This window comes from Marinobacter sp., from assembly GCF_048266785.1.
Taxonomy (GTDB): Bacteria; Pseudomonadota; Gammaproteobacteria; order Pseudomonadales; family Oleiphilaceae; genus Marinobacter.
In genome coordinates, this window is record NZ_JBLWYX010000018.1 from 39,023 (window position 1) to 65,995 (window position 26,973).

Genomic DNA, 26,973 nt, shown 5'->3' on the forward strand with positions numbered 1-26,973 from the left:
ACGCACAGGTGAGCAACTACGCTGCAGATAGCGATACATAACTGAAGCGCTTGCGATACTGCTCCATGGTGCAGCCCGCCATCCTTTTGAAAAGGCGCCGGAACGAACTGGCGTCTTCATAACCCACACTCCAGATAATACGCGCAGTTTGCTCACGGCTGGATTCCAGCAAGTGTTTAGCAGCCTCAATCCGCAGGTGTTGCAGGTAACCAATGGGTGTTTCTCCGGTGGCCTCCTTGAAGCGGCGCTTGAACGTACGGGTGCCAAGACCCGCAACGACAGCAACCTCATCGATGGTCACGGGATCGGCATAATGCCCTTCAAGCCAGGTTTGTGCCTTGCGAATGGCATCATCCTGATGAGCCTTCTGGCTGTAAAACGCCATATAGGGCGTCTGTTCCATTCGGCGACCGTCCAGCACCAGCATTTTGCTGCAGGCAAGCGCGACCGAAGGCGAAGCAAACCTTTCCACCAGATGAACACACAGATCCACAAACGCCGAAGCCCCGCCGGCACAGATGATCTGGCCGTTATCCACCAGCAATTGGTCGGCATCCATGCGGATGTGTGGATAACGGCTGCGGAACATTGGGGCGGCTCGCCAGTGGGTGGTGACCACCTGGTCGTCAAGCAAGCCGGCTTCCGCCAGTATAAAACTGCCGGTGCAAACACTCGCAATCACCGTACCCCGTGCCGCGGCCTCCTTTAGCCAACCATGCAGAGGGATCGCCGGGGCCAACGCTTGATCCAGGCGGTCTGCACCAACAACCGCTTCCACTGAGGATCCCACCACAATCAAATCTGCCTGAAAGGCTCCGCGCGAAATGGTCGGTGTAACCACAGCACCGCTGTAGCCGCGCACTGGCTCGTCAGCCACGGTGATTATCTGGCAATCGAACAGCGGCTGGCGCCGACCCGCCGGTTTGTCACCAACGAAATTGGCAACAGTAAAGAAATCCATTATTCCGTGCACACCGGAGGCATGGCATCCGGGCAATGCGACAATCGCGACATGAAACATATGAATGGCCCTTTTCGCATTTTATATGTCGAATATGACACTCCTAATGACCACCGGCAAGCCCTAACCTGAAGCTGTAATCAACCAAAGCAGGAAGAAGGACTTTCACTATGAACTCACCACTGAACACCCAACTCTCGATTACTCAACAGCCTGGAGTTCGCCATGCCGGTCTTTCAGCCACTCGGCTGGCTTTGCAGCTTTACGCTCGGATGGCACCGCAGAAAGCAGGTCAACTGGTAAATCGCATGGCGTTTCGGCCATCGCGCCTGCCAATGCCCTCTCGCTATGAATATATGCTGGACAATACAGACAGCTATACCCAACTCAAACATGGTCCCCACAGCATTCCGGTGTATTCCTGGGGCAAGGGGCCCGTCATTCTGGGCGTTCATGGCTGGGCCGGCGCAGGCATCCAGTTTGGTGCCTGGGTGAATCCGCTGGTAGACGCTGGCTATCGCGTGGTGCTGTTCGACGCACCAGCCCATGGGCGCGCCCAGGGCAGCAGTACCGACCTCTTTGAGATGGCCGAGGTCACAGCGAAAGTGGCTGACAGTGTTGGCCGGGTTCACGGAATACTGGCGCACTCCATGGGCTGCATAGCGGCTGCAAGAGCAATTAAGGACGGACTTCACTCCCGGCATCTGGCCATGTTGGCGCCCCCACTCAGTTTAACGGCTGTGATGGACAATCTGGGGCGGCAATGGGGGTTAAATCAGGACGTTCTCGACGTTCACCTTCGGCTAATGGAAGAGCGTTTCGGGAATTCGGTTTGGGATAAGCTGAATCTGGAAGCACTGTCCGGGTCACTGACCCAGCGTGGCGTGATCGTCATTGACGACGACGATACTTCGGTAGCACCAGATGAAAGTGAGCGAATCTCTACCAACTGGCAAACCGCCCAGGTACTGCGCACGCATGGCCTGGGGCATCACCGGCTGCTGTGGAGCCCACTGGTCATTGAAACCGTTCTTCAGGATCTGAGCCGGGCCGGATAACTTCACCCAAGGCATGAGAGAGGGTTCCGCGCCCGTTCAAGGCGCCGCAAGGGTTTGCGGGCTACCAAGCCCTCTCCATGTTTCAGTTCGACCCAGAGATAAGGCGTGAAAGCTAACTGACTGCTCGCATGACCGCATTGTGAACCTGGAAAGACGCTGCCCCACGGCTTGACCTTTATCAAGCAACCCACCTTGACTACGACTCTCACCACCCGGTAGCATTTAACATTCATTTTACATACTCGTTAAAAGGCAACTTCATGCTCACTGTACATACCATTGCTACCGTTAAGTCGACGGTGCCTCTACTGGCCGAAAATGGCCAGGCCATTACTCAAGAGTTTTATAAACGGTTGTTCGCCAACAACCCCGATCTGCAGCACATATTCAACATGGCCAATCAACGCAGCGGTGGCGGTGGCCAGTCATCCGCATTGGCAGATGCGGTGTTTGCCTACGCCAATAATATTGACCAGATTGAAGTACTGGTACCCGCAGTACAGCGGATCGCCAGCAAGCATGCCAGCATTGGCATTGAGCCCAGGCACTACCCGATTGTAGGGGAAAACCTGATCGCGGCTATTCAGGAAGTGTTGCAGTTGCCAGACAATCACGAAGCACTCATCGCATGGGGAGAAGCTTACGGCGTGCTGGCACAGATTTTTACCGAAACTGAAGAAAGCATGTATAGCGAAAAAGAAACTCAACCCGGTGGCTGGCGCGGATTTCGCCCCTTTACCATTGAGCAGATTGTTGAGGAAACCCCGGAAGTTAAATCGTTTTACCTCAAACCAACCGATGGTGGCGCTATCTGCGCGTATTCCGGTGGTCAGTATCTTGGCATCAAGCTGACTGGAACCGGTGACAGCTATGATGAGATCCGTCAGTACTCACTGTCGTCCTGGGGCACAGAGGATTACTACCGGATTTCGGTCAAAGCCGAAACTCACGGGGCTGCATCGCAGCAACTCCATCAGTGTGCGGTCGGTGATACGGTTGAACTGAGTGCGCCCAATGGGCAATTCCTGCTGAACAAAAACGCTCCGAAGCACATCTTTATTTCCGGTGGCGTTGGCATCACGCCGCTGTACAGCATGGTGAGAGAAGCGCTGGCATCCGGCATCGCGGGCGACGACATACAGTTTATTGACTGCTGCCGCAGTGCCGAGCATCAGATCTTCCGCACGGAGCTTGCAGAGCTGAAAGCGTCAACCGGGCTGGATCTTCGACTGGCATTTGAGTTTGGCGAAGGTGCGGACTGGGTTGGATACTTATCCGCTGACATTCTCAATAAATGGCTGACCGACAAAACTGCCCACGTCTACTTCTGCGGCCCAATGCCCTTTATGGCCGCCCTCAAGGGCATACTTAACAGCATCGGATTCACCGACGATCAGTTGCACTACGAAGTGTTCGGACCCACAACCGAACTGCCTGCAACCCACTGATGCCATAAAGCTACTACCCTCGCTGCGTACACAGTCCGTATACGCAGCGAAGTCTCAGATCGCTACAGTATTCGCAAGCGCACAGTCTTACCTCCTTGGACAACCGGTACAGTTTATTTCTCAGAGCCTGGCGTTTCCGGTTTTCCCACAATCAGTGCCGTTAAAGCAATACGCTGATCATACCGGCACTGCTGACCACCAACAGCACCACTCCCAGCAGGCGGAAAAACACCGGTGTCTCTGCTTTCAGAATGCGCTCATGAAAGCGCAGTCCGATCACATGTCCTACGGCGGCGCAGGGCAGCAACCACAGGTGATGAATCAGCTGCAGATCAAGCCCGACCCAAATAAACGCTGTCAGCTTGATCAACACCAGAATGAACCAAAGCCCAAACAGCGTATCGCGCAGTTTCTCCCGCGCCACGTGCTGCGCTGCAACCGCAATAACCAGCGGTGCTCCTATCAGCGAGGTGCCGCTAATGTAACCACCAGCCATCAACAGGGCCACATCCACGGTTTTACTATTACTGCGAAACGGTCGGTCAATAATGTACGACACCGAGTAAATCGCGACAATCACAAAAATAATCGCACTCAGCACATTTGCTGGCAACGTAAACAAGCCAAATACGCCAATCAGCTTGGGCACCAGCATAATGCCCAGCATGCGCCACAGATAGGGCCAGTCAACCGTGCCTTCCGGCGCTTTTGCGGCAGCGTCAGGCCCAAATCCGGTTAATTTCTGGCCGCTCTTACCACCTTTGCGGTTGTAACTGCGGCGGTTGTTCATCCAGATGGTCAGCGATGAAAACACCAGCAGGTGTACCGCGATGATGGGCAGAAATACCAGCGGGTCGTCTTTCACCAGCAGCAGAAATGGCAGCGACAGCACCGCCCCGCCAAAGCCCAGCCCGGAGCGCACAAAGCCACTCCAGATGAAAATGAGCGCGATCAGGGCATACTGGAATAGGGAAAGGTCTGACATAAATTCCTGAGCGGTGAGAAAACTCGTTCAAGTTTAACGGGTTTCAAACAAAAAACACCGGGCAAAGCCCGGTGCATATTTTCTATATCTGCGCCGAAGCGGCTTACCTGACACTTAATCGCTGACCGGCCCCTCCTTGATGGCATTACGCATGCGCCGGCGTAGTAAAGGCCCGAACAAGGTCGGCAACACCAGGCCCAACCCGGCCACCAGCCACAAACCGATGGCCAAAGGGCTTGACCAGAGCGTTGTCCAGTCGCCATCAGAGAGGATCAGCGCGTGGCCCAGATTCTTCTCCATTTCAGGCCCCAACAGAAGGCCCAGAATAATGGGCACCATGGGAATGTCCAGCTTGCGCAGAATGAACCCGCCAACCCCGAAAACGATCATGAAGTACAGATCAAAGGTGCTGTGACTTATGGAGTAAATACCCACAAATGCCACCATGGTCACAATTGGCAGCAGATACATCGGCGGCACGGATAACAGCCGCACAAACACTCCGATCATCGGAATGTTCAGCACCAGCAGCAACACGTTACCGATCAGCAGCGCGGCGATCACACCCCAAACTATGTCGGCGTTCTGGGTGAACATCAGAGGCCCCGGCGTAATGTTCAGGGAAATCAGCATTGCCAGCAACACCGCTGTCGTACCGCTCCCCGGAACACCCAGAGTGAGCATAGGCACCAGAGCGCCAGACGCTGCGCCATTGTTCCCTGCTTCCGGCGCCACTACGCCCCGAATATCACCTTCGCCAAAGCGGCCTTTTTTACCCAGCACCGATTTTTCCAGAGTGTAGCTGATAAAGCTGCCCAGAGACGCACCGGCACCTGGCAAGACGCCGGCAATAAAACCCAGCAAGCCACCACGAAGCTGGGTAGGAAGTGTCGATACAACTTCTTTGAAGCTCAACGTCAGCTTGCCCACTTTCACTTTGCTGCGGCCTTTGCCCATCCGTGCTTCTACAAAAAACAGCAGCTCGGATATGGCAAACAGACCGACAATCGCCAGAATGAAGTCGATGCCCTCATACAGCTCCAGCACACCTCCAGTGTAACGCTGGGTGCCAGTGGATATATCAATACCCACAGTAGAGATCATAATGCCCAGCGTTGCCGCAATGACCGTCTTCATCGGGTTTTTGCCGGTTATACCGCCCAGAGTGGCGAACGCCAGCAAAAACAGCGCAAAATATTCTGCCGGCCCGAAAGTGAGCGCAAAGCGCGCCAGCACAGGCGCCAGCATGATCAGCCCTATGGTACCGATCAGGCTGCCCGCAAAGGACGCAATCGCCGAAATAGCCAATGCATCTGCGGCACGGCCTTTTTGCGCCATGGGATAGCCATCGAGGCAGGTCATCATGGCCGGCTCGTCGCCTGGAATATTCAGCAGAATCGACGAAATCCGGCCGCCGTACATAGCACCGGCGTAAACCGATGTGAGCAGAATCATCGCGGTTTCAGGTGGCAGCCCCAGAGTGAAGGCCAACGGAATCAAAATGGCAACGCCATTCGCCGGGCCCAGGCCAGGCAGGCAGCCAATCAAGGTGCCCACAAAGGCACCGAACAGCGCAAACATCAGATTGTACGGCGTCAACGCCACCGCAAACCCGTCCATCAAAAAGCCAATGGTTTCCATGGTCAAAAGCCCCCCAGCAAGCCATTGGGCAGGCTTAACGACAACCCATAGTTAAACAGTCCAAACACCACAATGGCACTGAGCAGCCCCGTCACAAACGACCCTTTTGGCGGCGCGCCCATGCGCCAGCTCAAGGCGCCAACGGCCAGGGTGGTGGAGATAATAAAGCCCAATGGCTCCAGCAGCATCGCGTAAACCACCAGCACAATGATCGAAATCACCAGTTCCAGGGCTGACCTGCCCACCGGCCACTTGGCATCGGCATCTGGCTTGATCATCAGATACAGGCTGCCCACCACCAGCACGATCGCCAGTATGGTGGGGAAAGTTTCCGGCCCTACGCCCTCGGCACCGCCGAAGGGCTCAGGCCATTGTTGCGCTACCCAGCCATAGGCAACCGCCAACACCAGCATGAACAAACCCAGAATACGATCGCCCATGCCAGTCATTTCAGCAGACCTATTTCCCGGGACAAGTCTTCAATTTCCTGAACCTGATTGGTCACAAAACTTTCAAACTCAGCGGCTTTGGGGTGGAACGGAATCAGACCGTTGCTTTTCATCACCGCTTTCCACTCTTCGCTGGCGTACAGGGTGTCGATTGCGTCTACCCAATACTGCTGAGCTTCTTCAGGCGTATCTTTCGGCATATAAAATCCGCGCCAGTTTGGACCAAGCGCATCAATCCCCTGCTCTCGGGCAGTAGGAATATCGCCAAACTTACCCGGCAGTCGTTCCTCTGAAAGCACCGCCAGTACGCGCAGATCACCGGATTCCATAAAGCCGGTCGCTTCCGATACGTCACCGGTGAAAGCATCCACCTGGCCGCCCACAACCTGGGTCATGGCTTCGCCGCCGTTGTTGTACGACAGGTAAGGGATGGAGGGCAGTTTGTCAGCGCCAGCGGCCTTCGCTGCGATAAGTACTTTCAGGTGATCCCAGCCGCCACGGGCACTGCCGCCAGCAAATTTGACTGCACGCGGGTTCTCTTTCAACGCGTCCATCAGCTGGTTCAGGTTTTCATATCTGGAATCTTTGCTTACCGCGATGATGCCGTAATCTGCACCCAGCGCGCCGATCCACTTCACCATGGAAGCATCCATACCGGGAAACTGCTTCTGCGCCAACCGGGTGGTGGTGGCGGTAGACGCCGCAACGATCAGCTTGTCGTCGTTTTTACGCTTGCTGACGGTGTGCGCGTAGGCCACGCCGCCACCGGCGCCAGCCATATTCACGGTTTGTACCGATCCATCTACCAGATCAAGCTGCTGCATGACATTGCCCACACTGCGGCAGGTAAAATCCCAACCGCCGCCCGGATCGGCCGGTGCCAGGCACTCAACTTTGCCGCTAGGCTGCCAGGCCATGGCAGACATACTGAAGGTGGCCGCAGCCGCAAATGCTATTGTTGTTTTGAGAAACATACACATTGCCTCACTTGTTGTTTGAACAAACAGAGTAAAAGGCAATGCGTAGTTGCTGAAGTTTGCGGACGTAACGCATTTAAAAAAACTACTGTGCATTTTGTGCATAAAGTTCACGGGCAAACCCACCGGTGGTGCCCTACCCTTTACCCAACCCACCAACGGACAGCTCTGACTGAAATCTATGCCTGTAAAACGACGCACAAAACTCAAAACCCGCATGATTCTCACCCTGGGCCTGGTGAGCGCGCTGCAAGCGGCGTTTATCGGCGTATTTGCGGGTTATTATCTTAGCGAATCCCTGTACAACGAAATTGGCCAACGCGCGCTGATGGTAGCCAAAACCGTTGCCGCCAGCCCCGCCGTTATCCGGGGTATACAAGAACGGGACATTGACGCTCTCAACGCCCTTACTCGCAAAATGGCCACGACCAACGAAGCCTTGTTTATCGTGATTGGCGATCACGACGCTATTCGCCTGGCCCACCCGGTATCAGAGCGCATCGGCCACTCCATGGCAGACGATGACGGCGATGACGGCCACCTCGCACTGGTAGAAGGAAAGGGTTATGTGGCCCGTGCACTGGGCAATCTGGGCGAGTCCATGCGTGGCAAAGCGCCCGTGTTCGAGCCCGACAGCGGCGACATTATTGGCGTTGTGTCGGTGGGTTACAGCGTGAGCCAGGTAGATACCACCGTACAGCGCTATAGTTTCGTACTGTACGGCGTTCTGGGTGTGGTGTTACTGGTAAGCATTCTTGCGGCAGTGGTGATTGCCAGCCGTTTCAAGCGCGCCATTTTTGGCCTGGAACCGGAAGAAATTGCGGGCCTGTTTCAGGAGCGCGACGCCACACTGCAATCGGTGCGCGAAGGTATTATTGCGATTAACCGCGACGGAATTATAACCACCGTGAACCGAGCGGCGCTGACCACGCTGGGCCTGAATACCGACATACCAGTGGCCGGGCGCCCCATTTTGGAGGTGCTCCCGGAAAGCGATCTGATGTCGGTTTTGAGCAGCGGCATACCGGATTTCGATCGTGAGGTATGGCTACGCAACCGGCAGATGGTGGTCAACCGACTGCCCATGCGTCAGGGCGACGACATTATCGGCGTGGTCGCCAGTTTCCGCCTGCGCAACGAGCTGGATCAAGTGAGCCAGCAACTCACCCGCATTCAGCAATACGCCGACACCCTGCGTAGCCAGACCCACGAGTACTCCAACAAACTGCATACCATTGCCGGGCTGGTTCAACTAGGCGCCTATAACGATGCGTTGAAGCTAATCGGTAGTGAAGTCAGCAGTCACCAGACGCTGATTCACCTGCTACTGGAAGCCGTGCCAGACCCTATTATTGCCGGCTGCCTGCTGGGCAAACACAATCGCGCCCGGGAAATGGGCCTGCAACTTGAAATAGACCCGGACAGCCAAATGGCCGACCTGCCCGATAACCTGCCCCGTGAACAGCTAGTGAGTGTGCTGGGCAATCTGATTGATAACGCCCTGGAGGCTACCCGCCGTCACACCGGCGCGAACGGCCGGGTTCAACTGTCGATGACCGATCTGGGGCAGGAACTTATCTTCGAGGTAGAAGATCAGGGGCCCGGCATCGCCCCCGAGGTACAAGACCGGATTTTTGAAAAAGGCGTAACCAGCAAGCCCGGAAACGAGCATGGCTTTGGCTTGCATCTCGTGCGCCAGTTTCTTAATACCTGGGGCGGCTCAATTACCGTGGAAAACCTGGGCCATGCGGGCGGCAGCCGCTTCACATTATACTTACCGAAATCATTCACCGGCAGGAGCCAGCCTTGACCCCCATCCGACTGCTGATCGCCGAAGACGACCGCCAGATTGCGGAAATCCAGCGCCGCTTTATTCAGCGCCTGGGTCAGGTGGAACTGTGCGGCATCGCACACACCCTGGCCGACGCACGGGAACAGGCAGAGGTGCTGCAGCCCGACCTGATACTGCTGGATGTGTATTTTCCCGACGGCAGCGGCCTGGATTTATTGCGCGAGTTGCGTGCTGGCAACAACAGCAGCGACGTGATTCTGATTACTGCCGCCAAAGAAGTGGACACGCTGCGTACCGCCCTGCGCGGTGGGGTGTTTGATTACATTCTGAAACCACTGGTGTTCGAGCGTCTGGAAGACGCCATCAACCGCTTCTGTGACCACCATGCGCGTTTGTCGGCGTTAAAACACCTGGGCCAGGACGAAGTAGACGCCCTGCTCCCGCGCAACGCCGGCGACACAAGCAACGACAGCCATCATAGACTGCCAAAGGGCATTGATGTCATTACGCTGGACAAGATTCGCGAATTGATTGCCGACGGCAAGCCCTGGAGCGCAGAAGAGGTGGGCAGCGCCATGGGTGCATCACGCACCACCGCCAGGCGCTACCTGGAATACATGACCGGCACCGGCACTCTGGTGGCCGAGGTAAGCTATGGCAGTATTGGCCGGCCGGAGCGGCGCTACCGGATGCAGCGTCTCCCGACCTGAGCGTTAACTCGATAGCAAGTACGCCGATTATCGAAATTTTCTTGGCAGCTTCACCATTCTACATGCTCCCTGTAAACTGGCTTTGGGAAGTAGTAACAAGCAATCTCGCTTTGACCCGGTTGTCTTAATTATTAGCTGTCAAAGTTCGGCATGCATCACAAGCTTTATTAATAGATAGTATCCTGATGCTGAAGTCTTGTAATACCTTATCGGCCAATGATCTTACAGTAGTTGAGAGCATCGAATAAAACCTAATCAAAATCCGCAAATAATCACAAGCTTCATTTAATGGACACCTATACATGAAAGCACGCCGGCCACAGTCTTTCGCCGCAAAGGCCGATCACGACCCTGTTATGCTCAGTGAGGAAAAACCTGATTCGAAAGGCTCCAGTCACCACGTGATCTACCGAGCTATCAGCGATGCAGTGATCGAGCACCGGCTCAAGCCAGGCGCGCGTTTGCGTGAGGATGCTCTGGCCGAGGTATTTGGTACCAGTCGTACCGGTATTCGCAAGGTGTTACAGCGGCTGGCTCTGGAGCAACTGATTACCCTGACCCCGGGCAAGGGCGCGACCGTGGCACGACCCTCAGCGGAGGAAGCACGGGAGGTTTTTGATGCGCGGCGGATGATCGAGTGTGCCCTCATGGCCCGCTTGGCTGTGAGCATCACCGCCGCACAGGTCAATGAACTCCGCACTATGGCTCAGGACGAACAAAAAGCTTTACAAGGGCATGAGCAGAGCGCGGCGATCAAAGTGTCTGCCGCCTTTCATGGACGCCTGGCCGAACTGGCAGGCAATCAGGCACTGGCGCACTTTGTAGCTCAGTTATGCTCGCGCTCTTCACTGATTCTGGCGGTGTACGGCCATTCAGGCGATCTGGGCTGTGAATGCAATGACCACCACCAACTGGTTGATCTCCTTGAGGCGAGAGACAGTGACGCTGCTGTGGCGTTCATGCGAAAACACCTGCACGCGATCGAATCTTCCCTGTCGATTGATGAAGCCGAGAACGAAACGCCGGATCTGGGCGATGTGTTTGCTGCCTATCAGGGCTAGGAGGGGACAGGCTGGATAGAGCCTGGATGCCGGTGCCCGCCAGGCGTATTTGCAAGGAGATGATGTGCGGCTGACCTCGAGTTTAGTCGAGGCCAGCCAGCGGTAGCCAACTACGGCAACTGTAACAGCAATTTACTGACGGAAGCGCTGGCAGGGTGCCCAGTGTTTCATCAATAGATAGTAAGTAACACCGGCCGGTATCAGGCTGGCATACCAGGACACAGTAGAGAACGTCAGCGCCACCACCGCACCTATTATTGTTGCGATCAGCGCAGCATAGTTAAAGCCTTTGTACGGCCCCAGGGCATCATACAACTGATCCAGATTCAGCGTACGTTTGCGGATAATGTAGTAATCAACCACCAGGATCGCGAAGATCGGGCCCAGGAAAGCGGAGTAAGTCTGCACGAATACCTGCAGGCCGGCAGCGGACTCTTCGTTCACCAGTTTCCACGGAAAGGTGGCGAACGCCAACAGGCCTACAATGATTGTGGCAGGCTTGAATGGCAGCTTGAACACATCCATCAGGATATAGGTTGGCGGCACCACGTTGTTCAGCACGTTGGTGGTGACCTGGGCAAAAGCGATGAACATCAACGTGGTCATTAGCAGCGGGGTGTTATCGACAGCGTTGGCGAACACCTGGATCGGGTCGGCGACACCGGTTGCTTCCGAGACCATGTAACCGATCAGACCCATAAACAGCGTACAGGGCAGAATCGACATTGAGTAGATTATGGTCAGCAGGCCAGGCCCGGTGCCGTGCTTGTGCTCACGGGAATAGTCGCTGACGTTGAGGATCATGGTGCTGTAAATGCCCAGAAACAGCATGGTCGCACCCCAAAAGGGTACGCCCCAGGAACCTTCCATGGTCAGCAGGTTGGTCGACAGTTCATCTCCGTAGCGCTGAACCGTGCTGTAGAACATGTACACCAGCGACGCGAGAATGAAAACGCTGCCGATATTTTCCAGCCATTTGATACCCTGAAAGCCCATGACTGACAGTCCGATTTGCAGGAACTGAAAGGTGATGAAGAAGAACACCAGATTGTCGAAGCCGAACAGCGTCGCGGACACCATGTTGAGTGCACCGGCACCAATCCAGCTTTGAAAACCGTACCAGACGATGGCGGGCACGGCCCGTACCAGGCCCGGTAATCGGGTGCCGGAAAAACCGAAGGCAGAGCGGGCCTGGACCATAAACGGAATGCCGTACTTGTAGCCTGCAGCGCCGTTAAGTGCCAGGGCAATGCCGATTACAAAGCAGCCAATGGCTATCGCCACCGTGGCCTGAATCAGGTTCAGGGTGCCGACCACGCTGGAGCCCATAGTGAAGGTGCCAATAGACACGCAGCCGCCAAACCAGGCCAACAAGTAAGACACACGCCCCATGATCCGGGTTTGTTGCGGTGCCAGGGATTCTTCTCCTATGGCTTTCGTATGCTCTTGCTGACCGTCCAGCGGTCCTGCTTTTGCTGTGGTTGTGTTCATGAGACGCTCTTGTTGTGGATAGTTGTCATTGTTATATCCATAGTTGTTGCGAATGCTGGCAAAGTTTTCAGCGTAGGGTCTATTCCGCTTTCAGGTTCGAGTAACGCTCAAAGCCCCCTAGGAACGGCTTGGGCAGGGGGAACGCCAGGTCGCCATGTTTGCTGGTGCCCAGGCCCAGACCAACCAACGCTTCAGCAAGCTTGATGGCGGCGGTGACGCCTTCGACGATCGGCAGCCCGACCGCTTCGCTAATTTGTGGGGTCAGATCGGCCATGCCGCCGCAACCCAGCACGATGGCACCAATGTTGTCCTCATGCTTGGCACGCAGACATTCATCGATGATCATTTGCAGTGCCACGTCCGGGTTGTTTTCCAGATCCAGCACTGGGATGTCTGCCGCGCGAATACGCCGGCAATTGTGGCTGAGGCCGTAACTTTCCAGCAGGTGTTCGGCAATGATCATGGTGCGGGGCAGCGTGGTGACAATGGAAAATCGCGTGCTGATCAGGCCCGCCATGTGGAAGGCGGCTTCGGCAATACCAATCACCGGTGCGCGGGTCAACTCACGCGCGGCATAGATACCCGGGTCGCCAAAGCAGGCAATCACGTATGCGTCGGTACCCTCGCGCTCACCGGCAAGCACTTCTTCTATAACGCCCATAACACTCACGGCTTCATCGAAATGGCTTTCGATAGAAACGGGGCCGCTCTCCGGTTGGCTGGCGGTAATACGTGTGCCAGGTGAAGCAACACTCCGTGCCGCGACACCTATGGTATCGGTCATGGCTCGAGTGGTGTTCGGATTAATGACGCGAATGTGCATTTTTTTGGCCTGTATAAGTATTTGTACACAAAGCCGAGTGTAATTGTATACAATTGATCTTGTCAAAAACTAATAACACAGTTTGTGCGCACCGAGGTGAACATGTGCCCTCGATTTTTTGCAGCCATAACGGCCCGTCCTTAATACACGTACAAAAGGTTAAGCAGTCATGAGCATCAGCACCCTTTACCCGCGGGATCTTGTCGGTTACGGCAACAACCCGCCACACGCAAAATGGCCGGGGAAGGCCCGTATTGCCGTTCAGTTCGTGCTCAATTACGAAGAAGGGGGCGAGAGCTGCATCCTGCATGGCGACAGTCACTCTGAGCGATTCCTCTCGGAAATCGTCGGTGCCGAGGCGTTCCCGGACCGGCACATGAGTATGGAATCTATCTACGAATACGGCTCGCGGGTCGGAGTTTGGCGGATTCTCAAGGAGTTCGAAACACGGGGCCTGCCGTTGACGGTGTTTGGGGTGGCCATGGCGCTGGAGCGGCATCCCGAAGTGGCCATGGCATTCAAGGAGCTAGGGCATGAAATTGCCTGCCACGGCTGGCGCTGGCTGCATTACCAGGATATGCCCGAGGCGCTTGAGCGAGAGCATATGCAGCATGCTATAGACATTTTTCAACGGTTGTATGGCGAGAAGCCTCAGGGTTGGTATACCGGCCGCGACAGCCCCAATACCCGCCGTTTGCTGCTGGATGAAGGCAGCTTCCTGTACGACAGCGACTATTATGGCGACGACCTGCCATTCTGGACCCACGCTACCGACAGCCAGGGTGATCATCACAACCACCTTGTGGTGCCATATACGTTGGACACCAACGACATGCGTTTTGCCTCGCCGCAGGGTTTCAATACCAGCGATCATTTCTTCAACTATTTGAAGGATGCGTTTGACGTGCTCTATGCCGAAGGCTGCGAGCAACCAAAAATGCTCTCCGTGGGACTGCATTGCCGCGTGATTGGCCGCCCGGGAAGATTCCGTGCTCTGCAGCGTTTTCTGGATTATATCGAGACCCATGACCGCGTTTGGGTAACTCGCCGTATCGATATTGCCCATCACTGGGCCGAACATCACCCTATTTAAGGAGTTACTGTGACTCAGCATCCGAACCAACCAAAAACCTACTATGCGCCCACCGGCGGGCACCCGCCGCAAACGCAGCTAACCACAGATCGCGCGGTGTTCACCGAAGCCTACGCGGTGATTCCCAAGGGTGTGATGCGTGACATCGTCAGCAGCCATCTGCCGTTCTGGACCGGCACTCGCTTGTGGGTATTGTCGCGACCACTAACCGGATTTTCCGAAACCTTCTCCCAGTACATCATGGAAGTACAACCGGGTGGCGGCAGCGACCGGCCAGAAATCGACCCAGGCGCTGAAGCGGTTCTGTTCATTGTCGAGGGTGAGCTGACCCTGACCCTGAACGGCAAAGAGCACACGATGGAGCCGGGTGGCTACGCCTTTATCCCGCCAAGCAGTGACTGGGTTGCGCACAACAACTCAGGCGAGGTGGTGCGCTTTCACTGGATACGCAAAGCCTATGAGAAGGTAGAGGGCGTTGAGGTGCCGCAGGCCTTCGTCACCAACGAAACATTGGTTGACCCGCTGGTCATGCCCGACACCAATGAATGCTGGACCACGACCCGCTTCGTTGACACTCAGGACATGCGCCATGACATGCATGTGAACATCGTCAATTTTCAGCCCGGCGGCGTGATTCCTTTTGCGGAAACCCACGTGATGGAGCATGGCTTGTATGTGCTTGAAGGTAAAGCTGTGTACCTGCTGAACAAAGATTGGGTTGAGGTTGAGGCCGGCGATTACATGTGGCTGCGCGCCTTCTGCCCGCAGGCTTGTTATGCCGGCGGCCCTGGTCCGTTCCGCTATCTGTTGTACAAGGATGTGAACCGACACATGAAGCTGCCGACCTACGGTCGTTAAGCGGAGTATGCAGATGAGTGAACAGTTATTGCAATTAACAGCTGAGCCGCTGACACCGGAGGCTTTTGTTGCCTTCGGCGAAGTGATCGATCACCGCAGTTCCGAGTTTTTTATAATTAACGGTGGGCGCACCCGCCGCTACCATGATCTGGCCAAGGTCGAAACCTTAGGCGAGGAAGCAAGAACGCTGATCAGTATCTTCGTCACCCAGCCGATACAAATGCCGTTGGAGCTGACCTTTCTTGAGCGCCATCCGCTGGGTAGTCAGGCTTTTATGCCGTTGCACGGCGAACGCTTTGTGGTTGTGGTGGCACCGGCTGGGGACGTTATCGATCCAGCCCAGGTGCGCGCTTTCGTTACCGATGGCCGACAGGGCGTCAACTACCGCGCAGGCACCTGGCATGCCATTCAGTCTGTGCTCGAGTGTGAGGGGGAGTTTCTGGTAGTGGATCGCGGCGGCGCAGGGCACAACTGTGATGAGCATCCGCTGGCACTGAGGGTGACGCTGGAGTAATCGGGGCGAAGAACGTTGTCTGGGCTGGCGATTGCAGTGGCTTGTTCATATAGAGTGTCAAGACGATCATTTGTTCGGCTCAAACATTGATAAATCGAGCTCAACGCTATCTCCTAACCAGTAAGCGTATATTGTATGGTCTTCTAAATCATTGCCGGATAAAGCATGTATTAGAACTGTGAGGCTTTCTCTATTTAATTCAAGCCAAGTAACAAATTCATCAAAATGCTGAGCGCCAAATGTAATTTGGCAACTCCACTTTGGATGGGGCCCAACCATCTTTTGATGAATGCGACCAACTTTCAGGCCGAATTTCTTACCAGCCTGTTCACATAAAGCGGTCGCAAAAGATAATGTTTCTTTCTCAAAATATATATGTGCATGATAAGCTTTATGAGAATTAACAGGGCGTTTAATTTCTTTCATTGAGCTCTCCATTTGCCTCAACGCCGCCATAAAAGGCGAGCAACGCGATAGATTAGCTGCTCCCGAGCATAAATGCTCCAAGCTGTTGCTCCTCTCTCATAACATAGAGTATAAGAATCCGCCTCTCACCTTCACGATAAAAATGCGACAAGGAGTCCCCTTGATATTTTGGCGGAAAAACACCGGTGTCTTCGCTTTCAGAATGCGCTCGTGAAAGCGCAGTCCGATCACATGCCCGATGGCTGTGCCTGCCCATCACCCAGTCTTACAGGAGCTGATATTGGGTTTTAAAAACGACTCCACGCATTGGGGTGCTAAAGTCATCCATGTGAGCCTGATTTTTGCGTTGTTCCCTTTATTTTTCATCGGGGGCCCGGATTGGGCTGACGGCCTGTTTTATGAAGCCGTGTGGAACCTGGGTCACATCCTGTTCTTCTTTCTGATAACACTGTTACTTCAGCCGCAACGCAAGCTTGGTGGCTGGCGATTAGTCACTGTCACCACTGTGGTGGTACTTGTTTCGGGCGGGCTGATTGAGCTGGTTCAGGGTAGGATAGGCCGCGACGTTGATTGGCACGATATGCTGCGCAATTTAGTAGGTGCATGGCTGGCGCTGGTGTGTCTCTCATGGTCAGAAAAAAAACCACTTGCCGTGTGGCTGGCCCGTATTGGCGTGGCCATTTTGTTGCTATGGGAGCTTTGGCTCGTGGTCGCCATCGGTCACCAACAGTGGCAGATAACCCGACAGGTGCCGCAGCTCTATAACTTCGCTACTACCAATGCGCAGATATTTTGGGATGGTAACGTACAACGCTCTACACGCTTTGCCGATTCGGTAGACGGCCAGTACAGCCTGAAAGTGAACCTCGGAACCGAAAAGTACTCAGGGGCTTCGCTGAACAATTTGGCGAGCGACTGGAGTAACTATCAGAACCTGGCACTGACATTGTTTAATCCCGAGCAAACGCCACTGACCCTGGTCTTACGCATCAACGACCACACCCATGAGCGGAGTGGCAATGCGTATGAAGACCGTTTCAACACCCGACTTGTCATCGCCCCCGGAGTGAATCGCTTTACCGTGAGTTTGGCCGATGTTCAGCAAGCACCCGCAACACGCCTGATGGACATGACCGATATTCGCCGGCTCATTATCTTCGCGTCAAATCAGGCAACAGCCACCACCGTTTATCTGCTTGAATTGAGTCTTTATTAACGGCGCAGAGTATGCGCTTACACCTCAATAATTCTGTCTGCAGCAAACAGTGGTGGATCGTATTCTTTCGGGTAGGCACCGGGATTAGCGAATACGCGAGTGCCTTCAACCTGTAAATCAACGGGCTCGTGAACGTGGCCGTGAACCCACAGATTCATCTTCCCCATCAGCGCCCGCAAATCCGAAGCGAAGGCAGGCGACAAGGAATCCCCCTGATATTTCGGCGGAATACACTCAGGTAACGGGGCATGGTGGCTGATAACTACTCGCGGCCCCGAACAGGGGTCGCCTAGCGCCGCCTCAAGCCAGGCCATGGCTTCAGCATGCAACCTCTGGCTCTCTGCAGTACTAAACACCTCACCCAGTGGCTGTTCGATAATGCGAAAATCGGGCATAAACGCGAGCGCGCGCCGCTCAGTCTGCAACGGATCATACTCAGGTTGGCCGGTATACAGACCGAAATCTGTCCAGAGCGTAGTGCCATGAAAGCGCACGCCACCAATGTTCACCGTGTCGTTATCAAGCAGGTGAATACCCAGGCGCTTGGCATCGGCACGCAATGCTTTACGCGTGTCGGGCATGCTTGTTCCGTAGAACTCATGGTTGCCCGGAACGTAGATGATCTCCTGCCCGGCAAACCGCTCCGCCGCCCAGGCGAGGCCTTCCGTTGTGCGATGAATGTCTCCGGCAAGGATAACGACATCCGCTGCCACATCCGGCAGATCGCGACCTTCCTTGAAACACTCAACGTGCAAATCCGACAGTATACGCAAACGCAAAATCACATCTCCTTGAAAAACCGCTATAAACCGCCGTTTTTAAATGCTCACTCCCCCAGACAACTACTGATCTTCCCTACTGGTGCGCCAGCGCATAGTCGATCCCGCCACACACTGCTGCAACCTGCGCAGCATTACATTACTCGGGGGTCGCACGGGGGCTGTCGGGATACACCTCGGTGGTGGTTTTGTAAGGTGCGCTAGTGACACTGGCACACAGGCCCAACTGCTTGAGCGGATACTGGATAACGCCCCGGGCTGCCATCGGTGAGCCAAGGATCTCCCCGTTTTCGTCAGCCGGAGCGATATGAGTGACCTTCTCCACCGCCTCAATCACCGCCAGCTGAAATTCTGAATGCGGGTTCTCGCTGTCATCGACCAGATAAAAACCATCGGGAATCTCACACGGCTCGAACGGCTTGCCGTCGCGTGCCGCCAGCGCGGGGCGAAATTCGCTTTCATCCGTATCTGTGGTTTCGTGCAGGTCCATATGCATCAGTGCACGATCAAGAACGGGCGCAACCAGTTGCATCAATGCCGCCGACTCCTCGGCCGCACTGTCATGTCGGAACGAGCGGTTAGGGTCGACCGCGTTCGGATTCCAGCGATGGATGCGCTCATAGGCCCAAGGGCTGACACAGGGTGCAACCAGCAGGTTGACGCGGCCTGCGTAATCTTCCGCACGCTGATCGACGAACTGCAGCGCGCCATGTACACCACTGGTTTCATAGCCATGCACCCCGCCCGTTATCAGCATGACCGGAAGATCGTCACGCCAGTCGCGGCTGCGGATTGCCATCAGCGGATAGCTCTCGGTGCCATAGTCCAGATGGCCATACTGTCCCACATCAAAGCGCGGGCGCAGGCGCTCAATTACACTCAACACCTCGGACTCGTAGCTGCGTTGACGAGACTGCCGCGACAACCACTCGGCGCGTTCCACGTCGCCCCAGGGGGTGCCTGGCGTACCGATGGGATAGAAGGCGGGAGCCGTGTTCATATCGCTTTTCTCCAGTGATGGCCAATACGGGCGGGCATTCTAGCATCCGTGCCCAAGCTCGCAATCAGGCCAGATATTCCACACCTGACACCCGAAAACTCGGCTCATTACTCATCGAGCCCATCGGGGTTTTTAATGGTTATGCACTTGGCTCTGACCAAACGGCATATTCGTTGCCATTTGGATCGCTGAAGTGAAAACGGCGGCCACCGGGAAAAGTGAAAATATCCTGAACAATCTTTCCGCCAGACTGCTTCACTTTATCGAGTGTGGTTTCCAGGTCGTTACTATAGAGAACCACCAGCACACTTCCACTGCTGGTCGTAGCCACATAGTCTGATTTAAAGAACCCGCCATCCAGGCCGGCGTTCTGAATTGCCACGTACTCAGGGCCGTAGTCGATAAACGACCACCCAAATGCATCACCAAAGAACTTCTTTGTTGCTTCAAGGTCTCGTGAAGGCATTTCCACATAGTTGATTTTACCGGTCTCTTTCACAGGCTTCTCCATGATGCATAAAGCTATGAACCTCGGTGGCGTTGAACCAGACCAAGGACTCAATTGTGACGCGCATGCTCAAGCGCGATTCCGCCAACCGCTTCGCTCGAAGCTCACAGGTGTAATCACTATAGTAGAACTCCGTGGTAAGGCATCTATGCCCGACCTCGAAGCTTTGCCGCAATGTACGGTGCGAGAACGATCGTCGCGAGGACGACAAGCCAGAGATTGCCACCTTCGAAGGTGTAGGCCTCAAGCAACTCGGGCCACGACTTGCCTTGCCAAAGCCCGAACGAAAACTCAAAAATGAGCGTAAGACCGAGCCGACTTTTTCAGCAGTAATGACGGCCGCCTGATCAAACTTGAGTCGGACTTTTTGGACGCAAAGGATTTACGGACAGCATTGGGGATTGTTGAGCCACATTAAATGTCCCCTTCCAAACTTTACCGAGCAGGGTTCGATTAGCGCCGCCTCAAACCACATCCGAGGCCACATCGGGCAACTCACGACCTTCCCGAAAACACTCAACGTGAAAATCGCCGCTCTATCTCACCTACAAATCATGCTCTGCCCGGAGCCGATCAGGGCGTAACCGTAATCGGCAGGCTCAATTCCGACAGCAGGGCCTCCGCGCCCTGATCGGTAAACAGGTTGCTGGTACGGCTGACGACCAACTGGGTGGCACCTTCTTCCTGCAAGGCTCTCACAGCGGCGCCGGCACTGGCCATCGGTATCCGCTTTACCCGGGCAGCAATACCTTCACGCTGCAGGTAGGTCAGTATGTCCTCCGCCACCGACTGATCGTCCTCAGGGTTGGTGCGGATCAACACACTCAAGGGCTGGTTGCTGCGACGGGCCAGTTCGGCCCCTACACGTACCGCGCGATGATTGGCACCCTGATCATGATTGAGCAGAACCACCACGCGGTTCTGGCGCCGGGGCCGAGGCTCAGCCCACAGCAGCACGTCACCCGGTGCTTGTCGCAGCAGAACCCGAGCGGTGGAACCCAGCCGGGTTCCGGGAATACCGGACCAGCCACCCCGCCCCAGCACCACCAGGTCTTCCGGCTGCATCAGATTCAACACCTCTTCAGCCACCCGCCCCCGGCAGAGTTTCAGGGTCTGGACCAGCCCCCGGCGAGCCATCGTTTGCTGCAGCGAACGGCGGGCCTGTTCTGCCAGAACCTGCAGACGGCCCTCCAGCGCTGCCGCCTCCAGCGGGCGGGCGAGACCGGAACTGCCGCCTACTTCCCGGGCAAAGCCATAACCGGCCGCGCGCAGCAGGTTGGTCTCCTCCACGAAGATACCCAAAACGTCTGCATGACGAGCCGAGGCAATCTCGCCAGCGGCTTCCAGCGCAGCAAGGCTCAGGCGTGAGCCATCCAGCAGAATCAGTACCCGGCCTGCCGGCATTGGCGCTTTCGGTTTGTCAGTCGTCGCGGTTGTTGTCACCACCATTGCCTCCGCTTCCGTTCGCCTTGTCGTCGTCCTTTTTCTTGCTGACGTCGGCAAACTCTGCCAGCCGATCGGCCACCTGCCGGTTAAAGGTGTTCTCCGGGTAAACGCCATCGGCACCGGGAACGCCGGCTTCCATGCCGGTCATCAGCTCAATGGCCTGATCGATATGGCTGAGTGGGTAAATGCTGAACCGCCCTTGCCGCACGGCTTCTCGAACCTGCTCGTTGAGCATCAGGTGCTCCAGGTTACTGGCCGGAAGCAGCGCCCCCTGGCCATTCACTCCTCCAGACTGTGTGCACACATTGAAAAAGCCCTCGATTTTCTCGTTCACACCACCCACGGCCTGAACCTCGCCGTGCTGGTTCATCGAACCGGTCACCGCCAGTGATTGTTTCAAAGGAACGCCGGTAATGGCGGATAGCAACACGCAGGTTTCCGCCACCGAGGCGGAGTCGCCCTCCACGCCACCGTAGGACTGCTCGAACGCCAGGCTGGCAGACAGCGAAAGCTCCCCCATCGGGGCATAGCGGTTGGCCAGAAAGCGGGACAGTATCATCACCGCCTTGCTGTGAATCGGCCCACCAAGCTTGGCTTCCCGCTCGATATCCACCACCTGCCCTTTACCAGGGCGCGCAGTGGCGGTTATGCGGGTTGGCTGGCCGAACCGGGTGGCGCCAATCTGCAACACGGAAAGGCCGTTCACCTGCCCCACCTGCGCGCCCTCGGTGGCGATCATCATTACGCCTCGGCGGATCTGCTCAAGACTGCGCTCGCGAATACGGCTGGCCCGGTACTCCCGCTCATCAATGGCCTGCTGTACCTGCTCAACACCAATGTGGCCCTCTTCAGCCTGACTTGCCCAATGATCTGCCTCGGCAAGCAGGTCCTTCAGCACCCGATCGTGGGCTGTGAGCTTTTTCTGGTCACTGGCCAAACGGCTCGCATGTTCAATCACCCTCGCCACCGCAGCCTTGTCGAGCACTTTCAACCCGGAAGCCCGGGCCATGGTGGCAATCATCCGGGCATAGAGCATGTAACTGGCATCATCCCGGTCCAGATCGTCTTCGAAGTCTGCTTCCACCTTGAACAAGTCCAGAAAGTCCGGATCGTAATGGGACAACAGGTAATACAACATACGCTCGCCCAGCAGAACCACCTTCACGTTCAGCGGAATCGGCTCCGGCTGCTGGCTGACCGTGGTCGCCAGCCCATACAAACGCTCCAGCGATTCAATGCGGATTTCACCGGAGAACAGAATACGCTTCAGGCTCTCCCAGGCCAGAGGCTGGGTAAGAATGCGGCGGGCGTCCAGAATCAGGTAGCCACCGTTGGCCCGATGAAGTGAGCCCGCACGAATCAGAGTGAAATCGGTATACAGGTTACCCTGGCGGGCCCTGTGTTCGATCTGCCCGCTCAGGTGCTGATGGTTGGGCAGGTCTTCATACACCACCGGGGCGCCCCGGGTGTCGGCGTTGTCGACCAGCAGGTTCACGCGGTACCGGTTCAGTAACCCGGCGGGAGCACCATTCTCGTCATCCTGGAAGGCTTCGGCGTGCTCCACTATGTCTTCCCGCACCGCATCCAGGTGGACCACCACCGCAGGCACATGCGCCCACTTCTCGCGCAATTCACCGATGGGGCCACCGAGCGTGAGCTGCACCATCTCTTCGTTAAGCTGATGTATCCGCTCCCGCACTTCCTTGCGCAACCGCGGAACCTGCTGGATAGCCTGCTGAAGCTTTTTCTGGAGATCTTCCACCTTGGCTTCAACCAGCTCTTTCTCCTCATCGGAGAAGGTTTCGTACTCCTTGGGCTCGATCACCTCGCCTTTGCGCATAGGGGCAAAGGAAAACCCGGCGGGCGTGGATACCATGGCGATGTTATTGGCGTTCGCCTCTTCCTGAATAACAAGCAGACTTTTCTGCTGGCGACGGGTCACCTCCTCCTGCAGTTCCTGAATACGGGACTGGTATTCCTCACTTTCGAACGTAGCCGGAATGACCGTTTTCAGCTCGCCAACCAGATCGTTCATGTCGTTCCTGAACGTTCGACCGTCGCCCGGCGGCAACTCAATGGCGTTCGGTTTATCTGACTGCAGGAAATTGAACAGATGGCACCAGTCAGGCGGCACCGGCTTACCGGCGGCGTGATTGGCCAAAAACCGCTTTACCAATTCATGCTTGCCCGCGCCCGTGGGGCCCAGCACAAACAGGTTGAACCCGCTGGCAGCCATGCTGGCCCCGAATTCCAGGGCCCGCAGCATGCGATCCTGACCAAACGGCAGCTCAAGGTCGTCCAGCTTTTCGGTGGTTTCAAAGTCCAGTTTCTCCGGGGGACAGCGGTGGTAAATCTGGTCCTCGGTTAACGCCGCAGGTACAGCCATTGTTACTCCTTAAGATCCCTTGCTTTCGGGTTACTCCTTCTGCGACCGCGCCAGAAGGGCCGCGCGACGCTCGAAGTAGCTCTCCGTGTTCAAAATAATGCCGTAACGGGCCACATTCGCGTACACGATTCCTGCTGCTACTTCACACGAAGCTCACTGGTGTAATCACTATAGTAGAATTCGACTATGCCCAACCTCTAAGCTTTGCCGCAATGTACGGTGCAAGAACTGTCGTGGCGAGCTAGTCCTTTTTGTCGATCGTTATCTCAATAGATTTGCTGTTACCCGCAAACCACTTCTGAACGTACAAAGTGCCCACGATAGGAGCCGTGCCCTCATCAGGGACTTCCTTATAGCGCACACTGTTTTTTGTTTCTTTCTCGTACTCAAACACGACTACTTTCTTTGACATGAAATGCTCCTAATGACGAACGACGGATCAACTTCAGGGCGGATGATCTCACGTACATACCGGAAACTCGGGTTGAAGAAAACCTGGAAGGCGGCACTCAAATAGGCTTTGGTCAGAGCTTTTCCGCGCCGGTTTGGAGGCGCAGCGCGGCGTAAAACCGGTCGCTGTGCAGCCGATGGTTATGCCCTGTGCCCGATTCCTGAACCGGAATTCCACGGACGAATATTTTTCAACTGGTCTTCAAGGGCATCTTCTGCAATTTCAGTATCGTAAGCTGCCTGAGCTCGCAACCAATAGCCATTAGACAAGCCAAAGAATCGACAAAGTCGCAGGTCTGTGTCTGCAGTTATCGAACGTTTTCCAGCGACAATCTGACCGATTCTCTGAGCAGGCACCCCAATTTCTTTGGCCAGACGATATTGAGAAATACCCATCGGCTCAAGAAACTCTTCCTTCAGTAACTCGCCTGGTGTTACAGAATCAATGTTGCGCATGAGTTACCTCCTAGTGGTAATCAATAATTTCGACATCTTCCGCACCAGCCTTGGTCCAGCGGAAACACACCCGGAACTGCCTGTTGATTCGAATGCTGTGCTGACCTTGGCGATCACCATGCAATGGCTCCAACATATTGCCGGGTGGTACTTTAAGATCATCCAACTGACTTGCAGCCTGGAGTTGCCGAATCTTCCTCATAGCAACGCGCTCAAAATTGACAAAGCGCCTGACGCGGCGGCCGCTTGCCAGCTTCGCGGTATCCTTACACTTAAACGATATGATCATCGATTAATAATGACGCCCTGCGACAATAACGTCAAGCGTTACTATCATGGATGACTGGTTGATAGAGGGGGATAACACCTAAGCATTTAATGGTCGTGCACAGCATGACCTTTAAATGTCTGTTGGACTAAGCCTCCAGGGCCACCGCTGTCGGGCGACTCCTTGTTGTGGTTTAACTCAGATTAGCCTGCAAATACCGCTATCGGAGGCATACCTCCAGCCCGGCTGCCAAAGGCATCTTAACCCTCTACTCAAACAGACGGTTAAAAATGGGGGGATTACACCCGCACCTCCCGTTCTGTGCCATGGCCGGTACACACGCTCCGGTTAGGCTGTATCTTTCATAACTCTGGCCGTCATCATTCCCCACAGCCAATTGATTCTGTAGCGGTCGATGTGCACGACGGCGTAACCGGCCTCTTGCAACAGTTGGACACACTCCCGCTCACGATAGGTCTTGAAGTGCGCGTGATTGAACAGACGCAGATATAGATCACACACTCGACAAGACCAATAGTCATCGCACCAGTCAGTGATGATAAGTTGACCGTCTGGACGCAAAACCCGCCTCATCTCCTGCAGCGCAGCGATGGGCTTGCGAATGTAGTGGAACATGTTGCATGAAACGACAGCATCGAACTGTTCCGACGCAAATGGGAGGCGCTCCGCCCACCCCTCATGAAGCTCGATGGATGGTGAAAGCCTGCGACGTGCAATTGCCAGCATCTTTGGCACGGGCTCAACGCCCGACAACTGCGCGCCAGGATAAGTCGCCGACAGGCGATGAAGCAAAGCACCGGTGCCACAACCAACATCGAGCAACCGGTCTGTCGGCCGCAAGCTGAATCGGCTCATCGTCTCCCGTATCGTGGCCTCGACATAGAACGACCACTTCGTGTCGTACACCTTCGCGCTCCGGGAGTACTCCTCCACGACAGGGTCCTGCACTTCATGCGGTCTGTGTGTGTTCATAGCGAACCCTGTGTTGCAGCCTAATCGGGATGGGGAGGCATCTTACGGCGTCCCGTTGACCACTTGGTTATATTCTGCCCAATGCGTTGGCATAAGCCCCACATTTGTCCTTCATAGGGCACTCGAACTCGTAATGCGTTGAAAGGCAGATGCCACTATGAAACGTCAATGGCCGCTCAGGAGTAACCTCCCTCATGTAGGCCCGACCTTTATAGAAGCCACAGAGCGTTTGAGTTGGTTTTAGCGTCAAGTGATCGTAGAAAAACTCAAAGATCTCGCTCTGTAGTTCAAGGCATTTTGCATATACCTCATTGATATAACTGACTATATCGTCAACAACTAACGCTTTTCCCTGAGTTCCAAGCCCCTGATGGAAATAGGAAATTTTGCTGTCTTCAGGGTTCTTGTGACATGAACCAAGACTGCCGTGCGTAAATTCCGTTCTATATCTTCTCAATCTGTAGAACCAGTAATCGTTGGCTCTCTTTAAAATATCTGCTAACTCTTTCGGGAACTCCGGACCATAATTGTTATCCGTTGCGTATCGAAAGGTCTTTTCAGTTGATTTCTTCTGAACACCTCTTATCCCTTGGAAGGTGGCAAATATTACGTCTCTAACACCATCAAGCGAGGAATATAGTTCGTTTATGCAACATTCTATGACGGCTGCATACCTATTCGAATATGTTCCAGGTGAATAACCGGAGCGATCAAGCTCTTCTCTATCAAGATCTAACTGTGTTGATAGCTCGTTAGCAATGTCGGCCAAGACCGTAAATTTTTGCAGATGGTCTGCGGTGGTGGCGATTCCCCGACGAAAAACCTTGTCCTGACTTAAGGATTCACACTCAAATAAACGAAACCTCTCCACTGCTCCCAAGTGATCGGGAGCAAATCTAAGCAAGAATTTTTCGCTAACTACCGGCTGTGACAACTTACTCTCCGAGAATCTAACGAGGCTGTAGAAAAACCCATTTTCGAGCCGATCCCACCGCCGCTTTTCTGTAAACGTTTTCGCAGCCTTCAACTGGCTGGTTATCCCGATTCGGATGTTTATATGTCCGTTGTAGCCATTCGGCTTTCCGGGCACCAATATTGTTGGTCTCCAGAGGCACCTTTCCAGCTATCTGATGCCGGCATCACGCCACCAACTGCCCGTAGTTCGCCAACTTCTCAATATTGTG

27 protein-coding genes are annotated in these 26,973 nt (G+C 55.0%); 9 read left to right on the forward strand and 18 right to left on the reverse strand.

The window, feature by feature from the left end:
* Nucleotides 1-16 precede the first annotated feature (16 nt).
* Entirely contained in the window at nucleotides 17-1,021 is a 1,005-nt protein-coding gene (locus ACN0V1_RS18445) for a GlxA family transcriptional regulator (protein ID WP_417546398.1), read from the reverse strand.
* Between the two features lie 110 nt (nucleotides 1,022-1,131).
* On the opposite strand from ACN0V1_RS18445, the gene ACN0V1_RS18450 reads away from it, so the two are divergent.
* Nucleotides 1,132-2,019, forward strand: coding sequence for an alpha/beta hydrolase (locus tag ACN0V1_RS18450; RefSeq protein WP_417546399.1), 888 nt, complete (start codon nucleotides 1,132-1,134; stop codon nucleotides 2,017-2,019).
* A gap of 260 nt (nucleotides 2,020-2,279) precedes the next feature.
* Nucleotides 2,280-3,467 carry an NO-inducible flavohemoprotein gene (gene hmpA / locus ACN0V1_RS18455; protein ID WP_417546400.1) on the forward strand — a complete coding sequence of 396 codons (1,188 nt, stop codon included), beginning with the start codon at nucleotides 2,280-2,282 and terminating at the stop codon, nucleotides 3,465-3,467.
* 160 nt (nucleotides 3,468-3,627) lie between these two features.
* On the opposite strand, the gene ACN0V1_RS18460 is transcribed toward hmpA, so the two are convergent.
* The 4 genes from ACN0V1_RS18460 to ACN0V1_RS18475 all read right to left on the reverse strand — a co-directional run bounded on the left by ACN0V1_RS18460 (nucleotide 3,628) and on the right by ACN0V1_RS18475 (nucleotide 7,516).
* Entirely contained in the window at nucleotides 3,628-4,452 is an 825-nt protein-coding gene (locus ACN0V1_RS18460) for a TSUP family transporter (RefSeq protein WP_417546401.1), read from the reverse strand.
* Between the two features lie 114 nt (nucleotides 4,453-4,566).
* Nucleotides 4,567-6,093: a tripartite tricarboxylate transporter permease gene (locus ACN0V1_RS18465; RefSeq protein ID WP_417546402.1), complete on the reverse strand. Its 1,527-nt coding sequence runs from the start codon at nucleotides 6,091-6,093 to the stop codon at nucleotides 4,567-4,569.
* A 2-nt stretch (nucleotides 6,094-6,095) separates the two neighbouring features.
* The gene (locus ACN0V1_RS18470; RefSeq protein WP_417546403.1) at nucleotides 6,096-6,542 is read right to left on the reverse strand and encodes a tripartite tricarboxylate transporter TctB family protein; all 447 of its coding nucleotides are present in this window, start codon (nucleotides 6,540-6,542) and stop codon (nucleotides 6,096-6,098) included.
* Entirely contained in the window at nucleotides 6,539-7,516 is a 978-nt protein-coding gene (locus ACN0V1_RS18475) for a Bug family tripartite tricarboxylate transporter substrate binding protein (RefSeq protein ID WP_417546404.1), read from the reverse strand. Before ACN0V1_RS18475 ends, ACN0V1_RS18470 begins: the two co-directional genes overlap by 4 nt.
* A 184-nt stretch (nucleotides 7,517-7,700) precedes the next feature.
* Between ACN0V1_RS18475 and ACN0V1_RS18480 the strand changes: the two genes are divergently transcribed.
* From ACN0V1_RS18480 to ACN0V1_RS18490, 3 genes are all read left to right on the forward strand, one after another.
* Nucleotides 7,701-9,329, forward strand: a complete 1,629-nt coding sequence (locus ACN0V1_RS18480) for an ATP-binding protein (RefSeq protein ID WP_417546405.1) — start codon at nucleotides 7,701-7,703, stop codon at nucleotides 9,327-9,329.
* Nucleotides 9,326-10,021 carry a response regulator gene (locus ACN0V1_RS18485; protein WP_417546406.1) on the forward strand — a complete coding sequence of 232 codons (696 nt, stop codon included), beginning with the start codon at nucleotides 9,326-9,328 and terminating at the stop codon, nucleotides 10,019-10,021. The genes ACN0V1_RS18480 and ACN0V1_RS18485 overlap by 4 nt, the downstream gene beginning before the upstream one ends.
* Nucleotides 10,022-10,377: 356 nt before the next feature.
* Nucleotides 10,378-11,082, forward strand: coding sequence for a GntR family transcriptional regulator (locus ACN0V1_RS18490; RefSeq protein WP_417546424.1), 705 nt, complete (start codon nucleotides 10,378-10,380; stop codon nucleotides 11,080-11,082).
* A gap of 132 nt (nucleotides 11,083-11,214) precedes the next feature.
* Here the strand turns inward: ACN0V1_RS18490 and ACN0V1_RS18495 are convergent, their stop codons facing one another.
* Nucleotides 11,215-12,573, reverse strand: a complete 1,359-nt coding sequence (locus ACN0V1_RS18495) for an NCS1 family transporter (protein ID WP_417546407.1) — start codon at nucleotides 12,571-12,573, stop codon at nucleotides 11,215-11,217.
* 79 nt (nucleotides 12,574-12,652) lie between these two features.
* A complete protein-coding gene (locus ACN0V1_RS18500) occupies nucleotides 12,653-13,396 on the reverse strand; it encodes an aspartate/glutamate racemase family protein (protein ID WP_417546408.1) in 744 nt (247 codons plus the stop codon).
* Between the two features lie 175 nt (nucleotides 13,397-13,571).
* On the opposite strand from ACN0V1_RS18500, the gene puuE reads away from it, so the two are divergent.
* From puuE to ACN0V1_RS18515, 3 genes are read left to right on the forward strand one after another with little or no spacing between them, the layout of a single operon-like run.
* Entirely contained in the window at nucleotides 13,572-14,489 is a 918-nt protein-coding gene (gene puuE / locus ACN0V1_RS18505; RefSeq protein WP_417546425.1) for an allantoinase PuuE, read from the forward strand.
* Between the two features lie 9 nt (nucleotides 14,490-14,498).
* Complete coding sequence (locus ACN0V1_RS18510) at nucleotides 14,499-15,347, forward strand: bifunctional allantoicase/(S)-ureidoglycine aminohydrolase (RefSeq protein WP_417546409.1); 849 nt, start codon at nucleotides 14,499-14,501, stop codon at nucleotides 15,345-15,347.
* Between the two features lie 13 nt (nucleotides 15,348-15,360).
* Nucleotides 15,361-15,861 (forward strand): ureidoglycolate lyase, encoded by a 501-nt coding sequence (locus ACN0V1_RS18515; RefSeq protein ID WP_417546410.1) that lies wholly within the window; start codon nucleotides 15,361-15,363, stop codon nucleotides 15,859-15,861.
* 66 nt (nucleotides 15,862-15,927) lie between these two features.
* Here the strand turns inward: ACN0V1_RS18515 and ACN0V1_RS18520 are convergent, their stop codons facing one another.
* Nucleotides 15,928-16,287 (reverse strand): DOPA 4,5-dioxygenase family protein, encoded by a 360-nt coding sequence (locus ACN0V1_RS18520; protein WP_417546411.1) that lies wholly within the window; start codon nucleotides 16,285-16,287, stop codon nucleotides 15,928-15,930.
* Nucleotides 16,288-16,567: 280 nt separating this feature from the next.
* Here ACN0V1_RS18520 and ACN0V1_RS18525 point away from each other — a divergent pair, with 280 nt between their 5' ends.
* Entirely contained in the window at nucleotides 16,568-17,503 is a 936-nt protein-coding gene (locus ACN0V1_RS18525; protein WP_417546412.1) for a succinyl-CoA synthetase subunit beta, read from the forward strand.
* Between the two features lie 17 nt (nucleotides 17,504-17,520).
* Here the strand turns inward: ACN0V1_RS18525 and ACN0V1_RS18530 are convergent, their stop codons facing one another.
* The 10 genes from ACN0V1_RS18530 to ACN0V1_RS18575 all read right to left on the reverse strand — a co-directional run bounded on the left by ACN0V1_RS18530 (nucleotide 17,521) and on the right by ACN0V1_RS18575 (nucleotide 26,879).
* Nucleotides 17,521-18,288: a metallophosphoesterase gene (locus tag ACN0V1_RS18530; protein WP_417546413.1), complete on the reverse strand. Its 768-nt coding sequence runs from the start codon at nucleotides 18,286-18,288 to the stop codon at nucleotides 17,521-17,523.
* A gap of 133 nt (nucleotides 18,289-18,421) precedes the next feature.
* Nucleotides 18,422-19,282, reverse strand: a complete 861-nt coding sequence (locus tag ACN0V1_RS18535) for a M14 family metallocarboxypeptidase (RefSeq protein WP_417546414.1) — start codon at nucleotides 19,280-19,282, stop codon at nucleotides 18,422-18,424.
* 139 nt (nucleotides 19,283-19,421) lie between these two features.
* The gene (locus tag ACN0V1_RS18540) at nucleotides 19,422-19,781 is read right to left on the reverse strand and encodes a VOC family protein (protein WP_417546415.1); all 360 of its coding nucleotides are present in this window, start codon (nucleotides 19,779-19,781) and stop codon (nucleotides 19,422-19,424) included.
* Between the two features lie 582 nt (nucleotides 19,782-20,363).
* A complete protein-coding gene (locus tag ACN0V1_RS18545) occupies nucleotides 20,364-21,239 on the reverse strand; it encodes a universal stress protein (RefSeq protein WP_417546416.1) in 876 nt (291 codons plus the stop codon).
* Nucleotides 21,211-23,622 carry a Lon protease family protein gene (locus ACN0V1_RS18550; protein ID WP_417546417.1) on the reverse strand — a complete coding sequence of 804 codons (2,412 nt, stop codon included), beginning with the start codon at nucleotides 23,620-23,622 and terminating at the stop codon, nucleotides 21,211-21,213. The genes ACN0V1_RS18545 and ACN0V1_RS18550 overlap by 29 nt, the downstream gene beginning before the upstream one ends.
* A 241-nt stretch (nucleotides 23,623-23,863) precedes the next feature.
* Nucleotides 23,864-24,034 carry a hypothetical protein gene (locus ACN0V1_RS18555; protein ID WP_216582919.1) on the reverse strand — a complete coding sequence of 57 codons (171 nt, stop codon included), beginning with the start codon at nucleotides 24,032-24,034 and terminating at the stop codon, nucleotides 23,864-23,866.
* A 179-nt stretch (nucleotides 24,035-24,213) separates the two neighbouring features.
* On the reverse strand, nucleotides 24,214-24,528 hold the full coding sequence (locus tag ACN0V1_RS18560; protein WP_417546418.1) for a HigA family addiction module antitoxin: 315 nt from the start codon (nucleotides 24,526-24,528) through the stop codon (nucleotides 24,214-24,216).
* Nucleotides 24,529-24,538: 10 nt separating this feature from the next.
* Nucleotides 24,539-24,817 (reverse strand): type II toxin-antitoxin system RelE/ParE family toxin, encoded by a 279-nt coding sequence (locus ACN0V1_RS18565; protein WP_417546419.1) that lies wholly within the window; start codon nucleotides 24,815-24,817, stop codon nucleotides 24,539-24,541.
* 327 nt (nucleotides 24,818-25,144) lie between these two features.
* On the reverse strand, nucleotides 25,145-25,723 hold the full coding sequence (locus tag ACN0V1_RS18570) for a class I SAM-dependent methyltransferase (RefSeq protein ID WP_417546420.1): 579 nt from the start codon (nucleotides 25,721-25,723) through the stop codon (nucleotides 25,145-25,147).
* Nucleotides 25,724-25,856: 133 nt separating this feature from the next.
* Complete coding sequence (locus tag ACN0V1_RS18575) at nucleotides 25,857-26,879, reverse strand: hypothetical protein (protein ID WP_417546421.1); 1,023 nt, start codon at nucleotides 26,877-26,879, stop codon at nucleotides 25,857-25,859.
* Nucleotides 26,880-26,973 lie beyond the last annotated feature (94 nt).

What these genes read in the sequence shown, in the direction of transcription:
- ACN0V1_RS18445 (WP_417546398.1), bottom strand. Translation starts at nt 1,021, where the DNA reads ATGTTTCATGTCGCGATTGTCGCATTGCCCGGATGCCATGCCTCCGGT.
- ACN0V1_RS18450 (WP_417546399.1), top strand. Translation starts at nt 1,132, where the DNA reads ATGAACTCACCACTGAACACCCAACTCTCGATTACTCAACAGCCTGGA.
- hmpA (WP_417546400.1), top strand. Translation starts at nt 2,280, where the DNA reads ATGCTCACTGTACATACCATTGCTACCGTTAAGTCGACGGTGCCTCTA.
- ACN0V1_RS18460 (WP_417546401.1), bottom strand. Translation starts at nt 4,452, where the DNA reads ATGTCAGACCTTTCCCTATTCCAGTATGCCCTGATCGCGCTCATTTTC.
- ACN0V1_RS18465 (WP_417546402.1), bottom strand. Translation starts at nt 6,093, where the DNA reads ATGGAAACCATTGGCTTTTTGATGGACGGGTTTGCGGTGGCGTTGACG.
- ACN0V1_RS18470 (WP_417546403.1), bottom strand. Translation starts at nt 6,542, where the DNA reads ATGACTGGCATGGGCGATCGTATTCTGGGTTTGTTCATGCTGGTGTTG.
- ACN0V1_RS18475 (WP_417546404.1), bottom strand. Translation starts at nt 7,516, where the DNA reads ATGTTTCTCAAAACAACAATAGCATTTGCGGCTGCGGCCACCTTCAGT.
- ACN0V1_RS18480 (WP_417546405.1), top strand. Translation starts at nt 7,701, where the DNA reads ATGCCTGTAAAACGACGCACAAAACTCAAAACCCGCATGATTCTCACC.
- ACN0V1_RS18490 (WP_417546424.1), top strand. Translation starts at nt 10,378, where the DNA reads ATGCTCAGTGAGGAAAAACCTGATTCGAAAGGCTCCAGTCACCACGTG.
- ACN0V1_RS18495 (WP_417546407.1), bottom strand. Translation starts at nt 12,573, where the DNA reads ATGAACACAACCACAGCAAAAGCAGGACCGCTGGACGGTCAGCAAGAG.
- ACN0V1_RS18500 (WP_417546408.1), bottom strand. Translation starts at nt 13,396, where the DNA reads ATGCACATTCGCGTCATTAATCCGAACACCACTCGAGCCATGACCGAT.
- ACN0V1_RS18515 (WP_417546410.1), top strand. Translation starts at nt 15,361, where the DNA reads ATGAGTGAACAGTTATTGCAATTAACAGCTGAGCCGCTGACACCGGAG.
- ACN0V1_RS18520 (WP_417546411.1), bottom strand. Translation starts at nt 16,287, where the DNA reads ATGAAAGAAATTAAACGCCCTGTTAATTCTCATAAAGCTTATCATGCA.
- ACN0V1_RS18535 (WP_417546414.1), bottom strand. Translation starts at nt 19,282, where the DNA reads ATGAACACGGCTCCCGCCTTCTATCCCATCGGTACGCCAGGCACCCCC.
- ACN0V1_RS18545 (WP_417546416.1), bottom strand. Translation starts at nt 21,239, where the DNA reads ATGGTGGTGACAACAACCGCGACGACTGACAAACCGAAAGCGCCAATG.
- ACN0V1_RS18550 (WP_417546417.1), bottom strand. Translation starts at nt 23,622, where the DNA reads ATGGCTGTACCTGCGGCGTTAACCGAGGACCAGATTTACCACCGCTGT.
- ACN0V1_RS18555 (WP_216582919.1), bottom strand. Translation starts at nt 24,034, where the DNA reads ATGTCAAAGAAAGTAGTCGTGTTTGAGTACGAGAAAGAAACAAAAAAC.
- ACN0V1_RS18560 (WP_417546418.1), bottom strand. Translation starts at nt 24,528, where the DNA reads ATGCGCAACATTGATTCTGTAACACCAGGCGAGTTACTGAAGGAAGAG.
- ACN0V1_RS18565 (WP_417546419.1), bottom strand. Translation starts at nt 24,817, where the DNA reads ATGATCATATCGTTTAAGTGTAAGGATACCGCGAAGCTGGCAAGCGGC.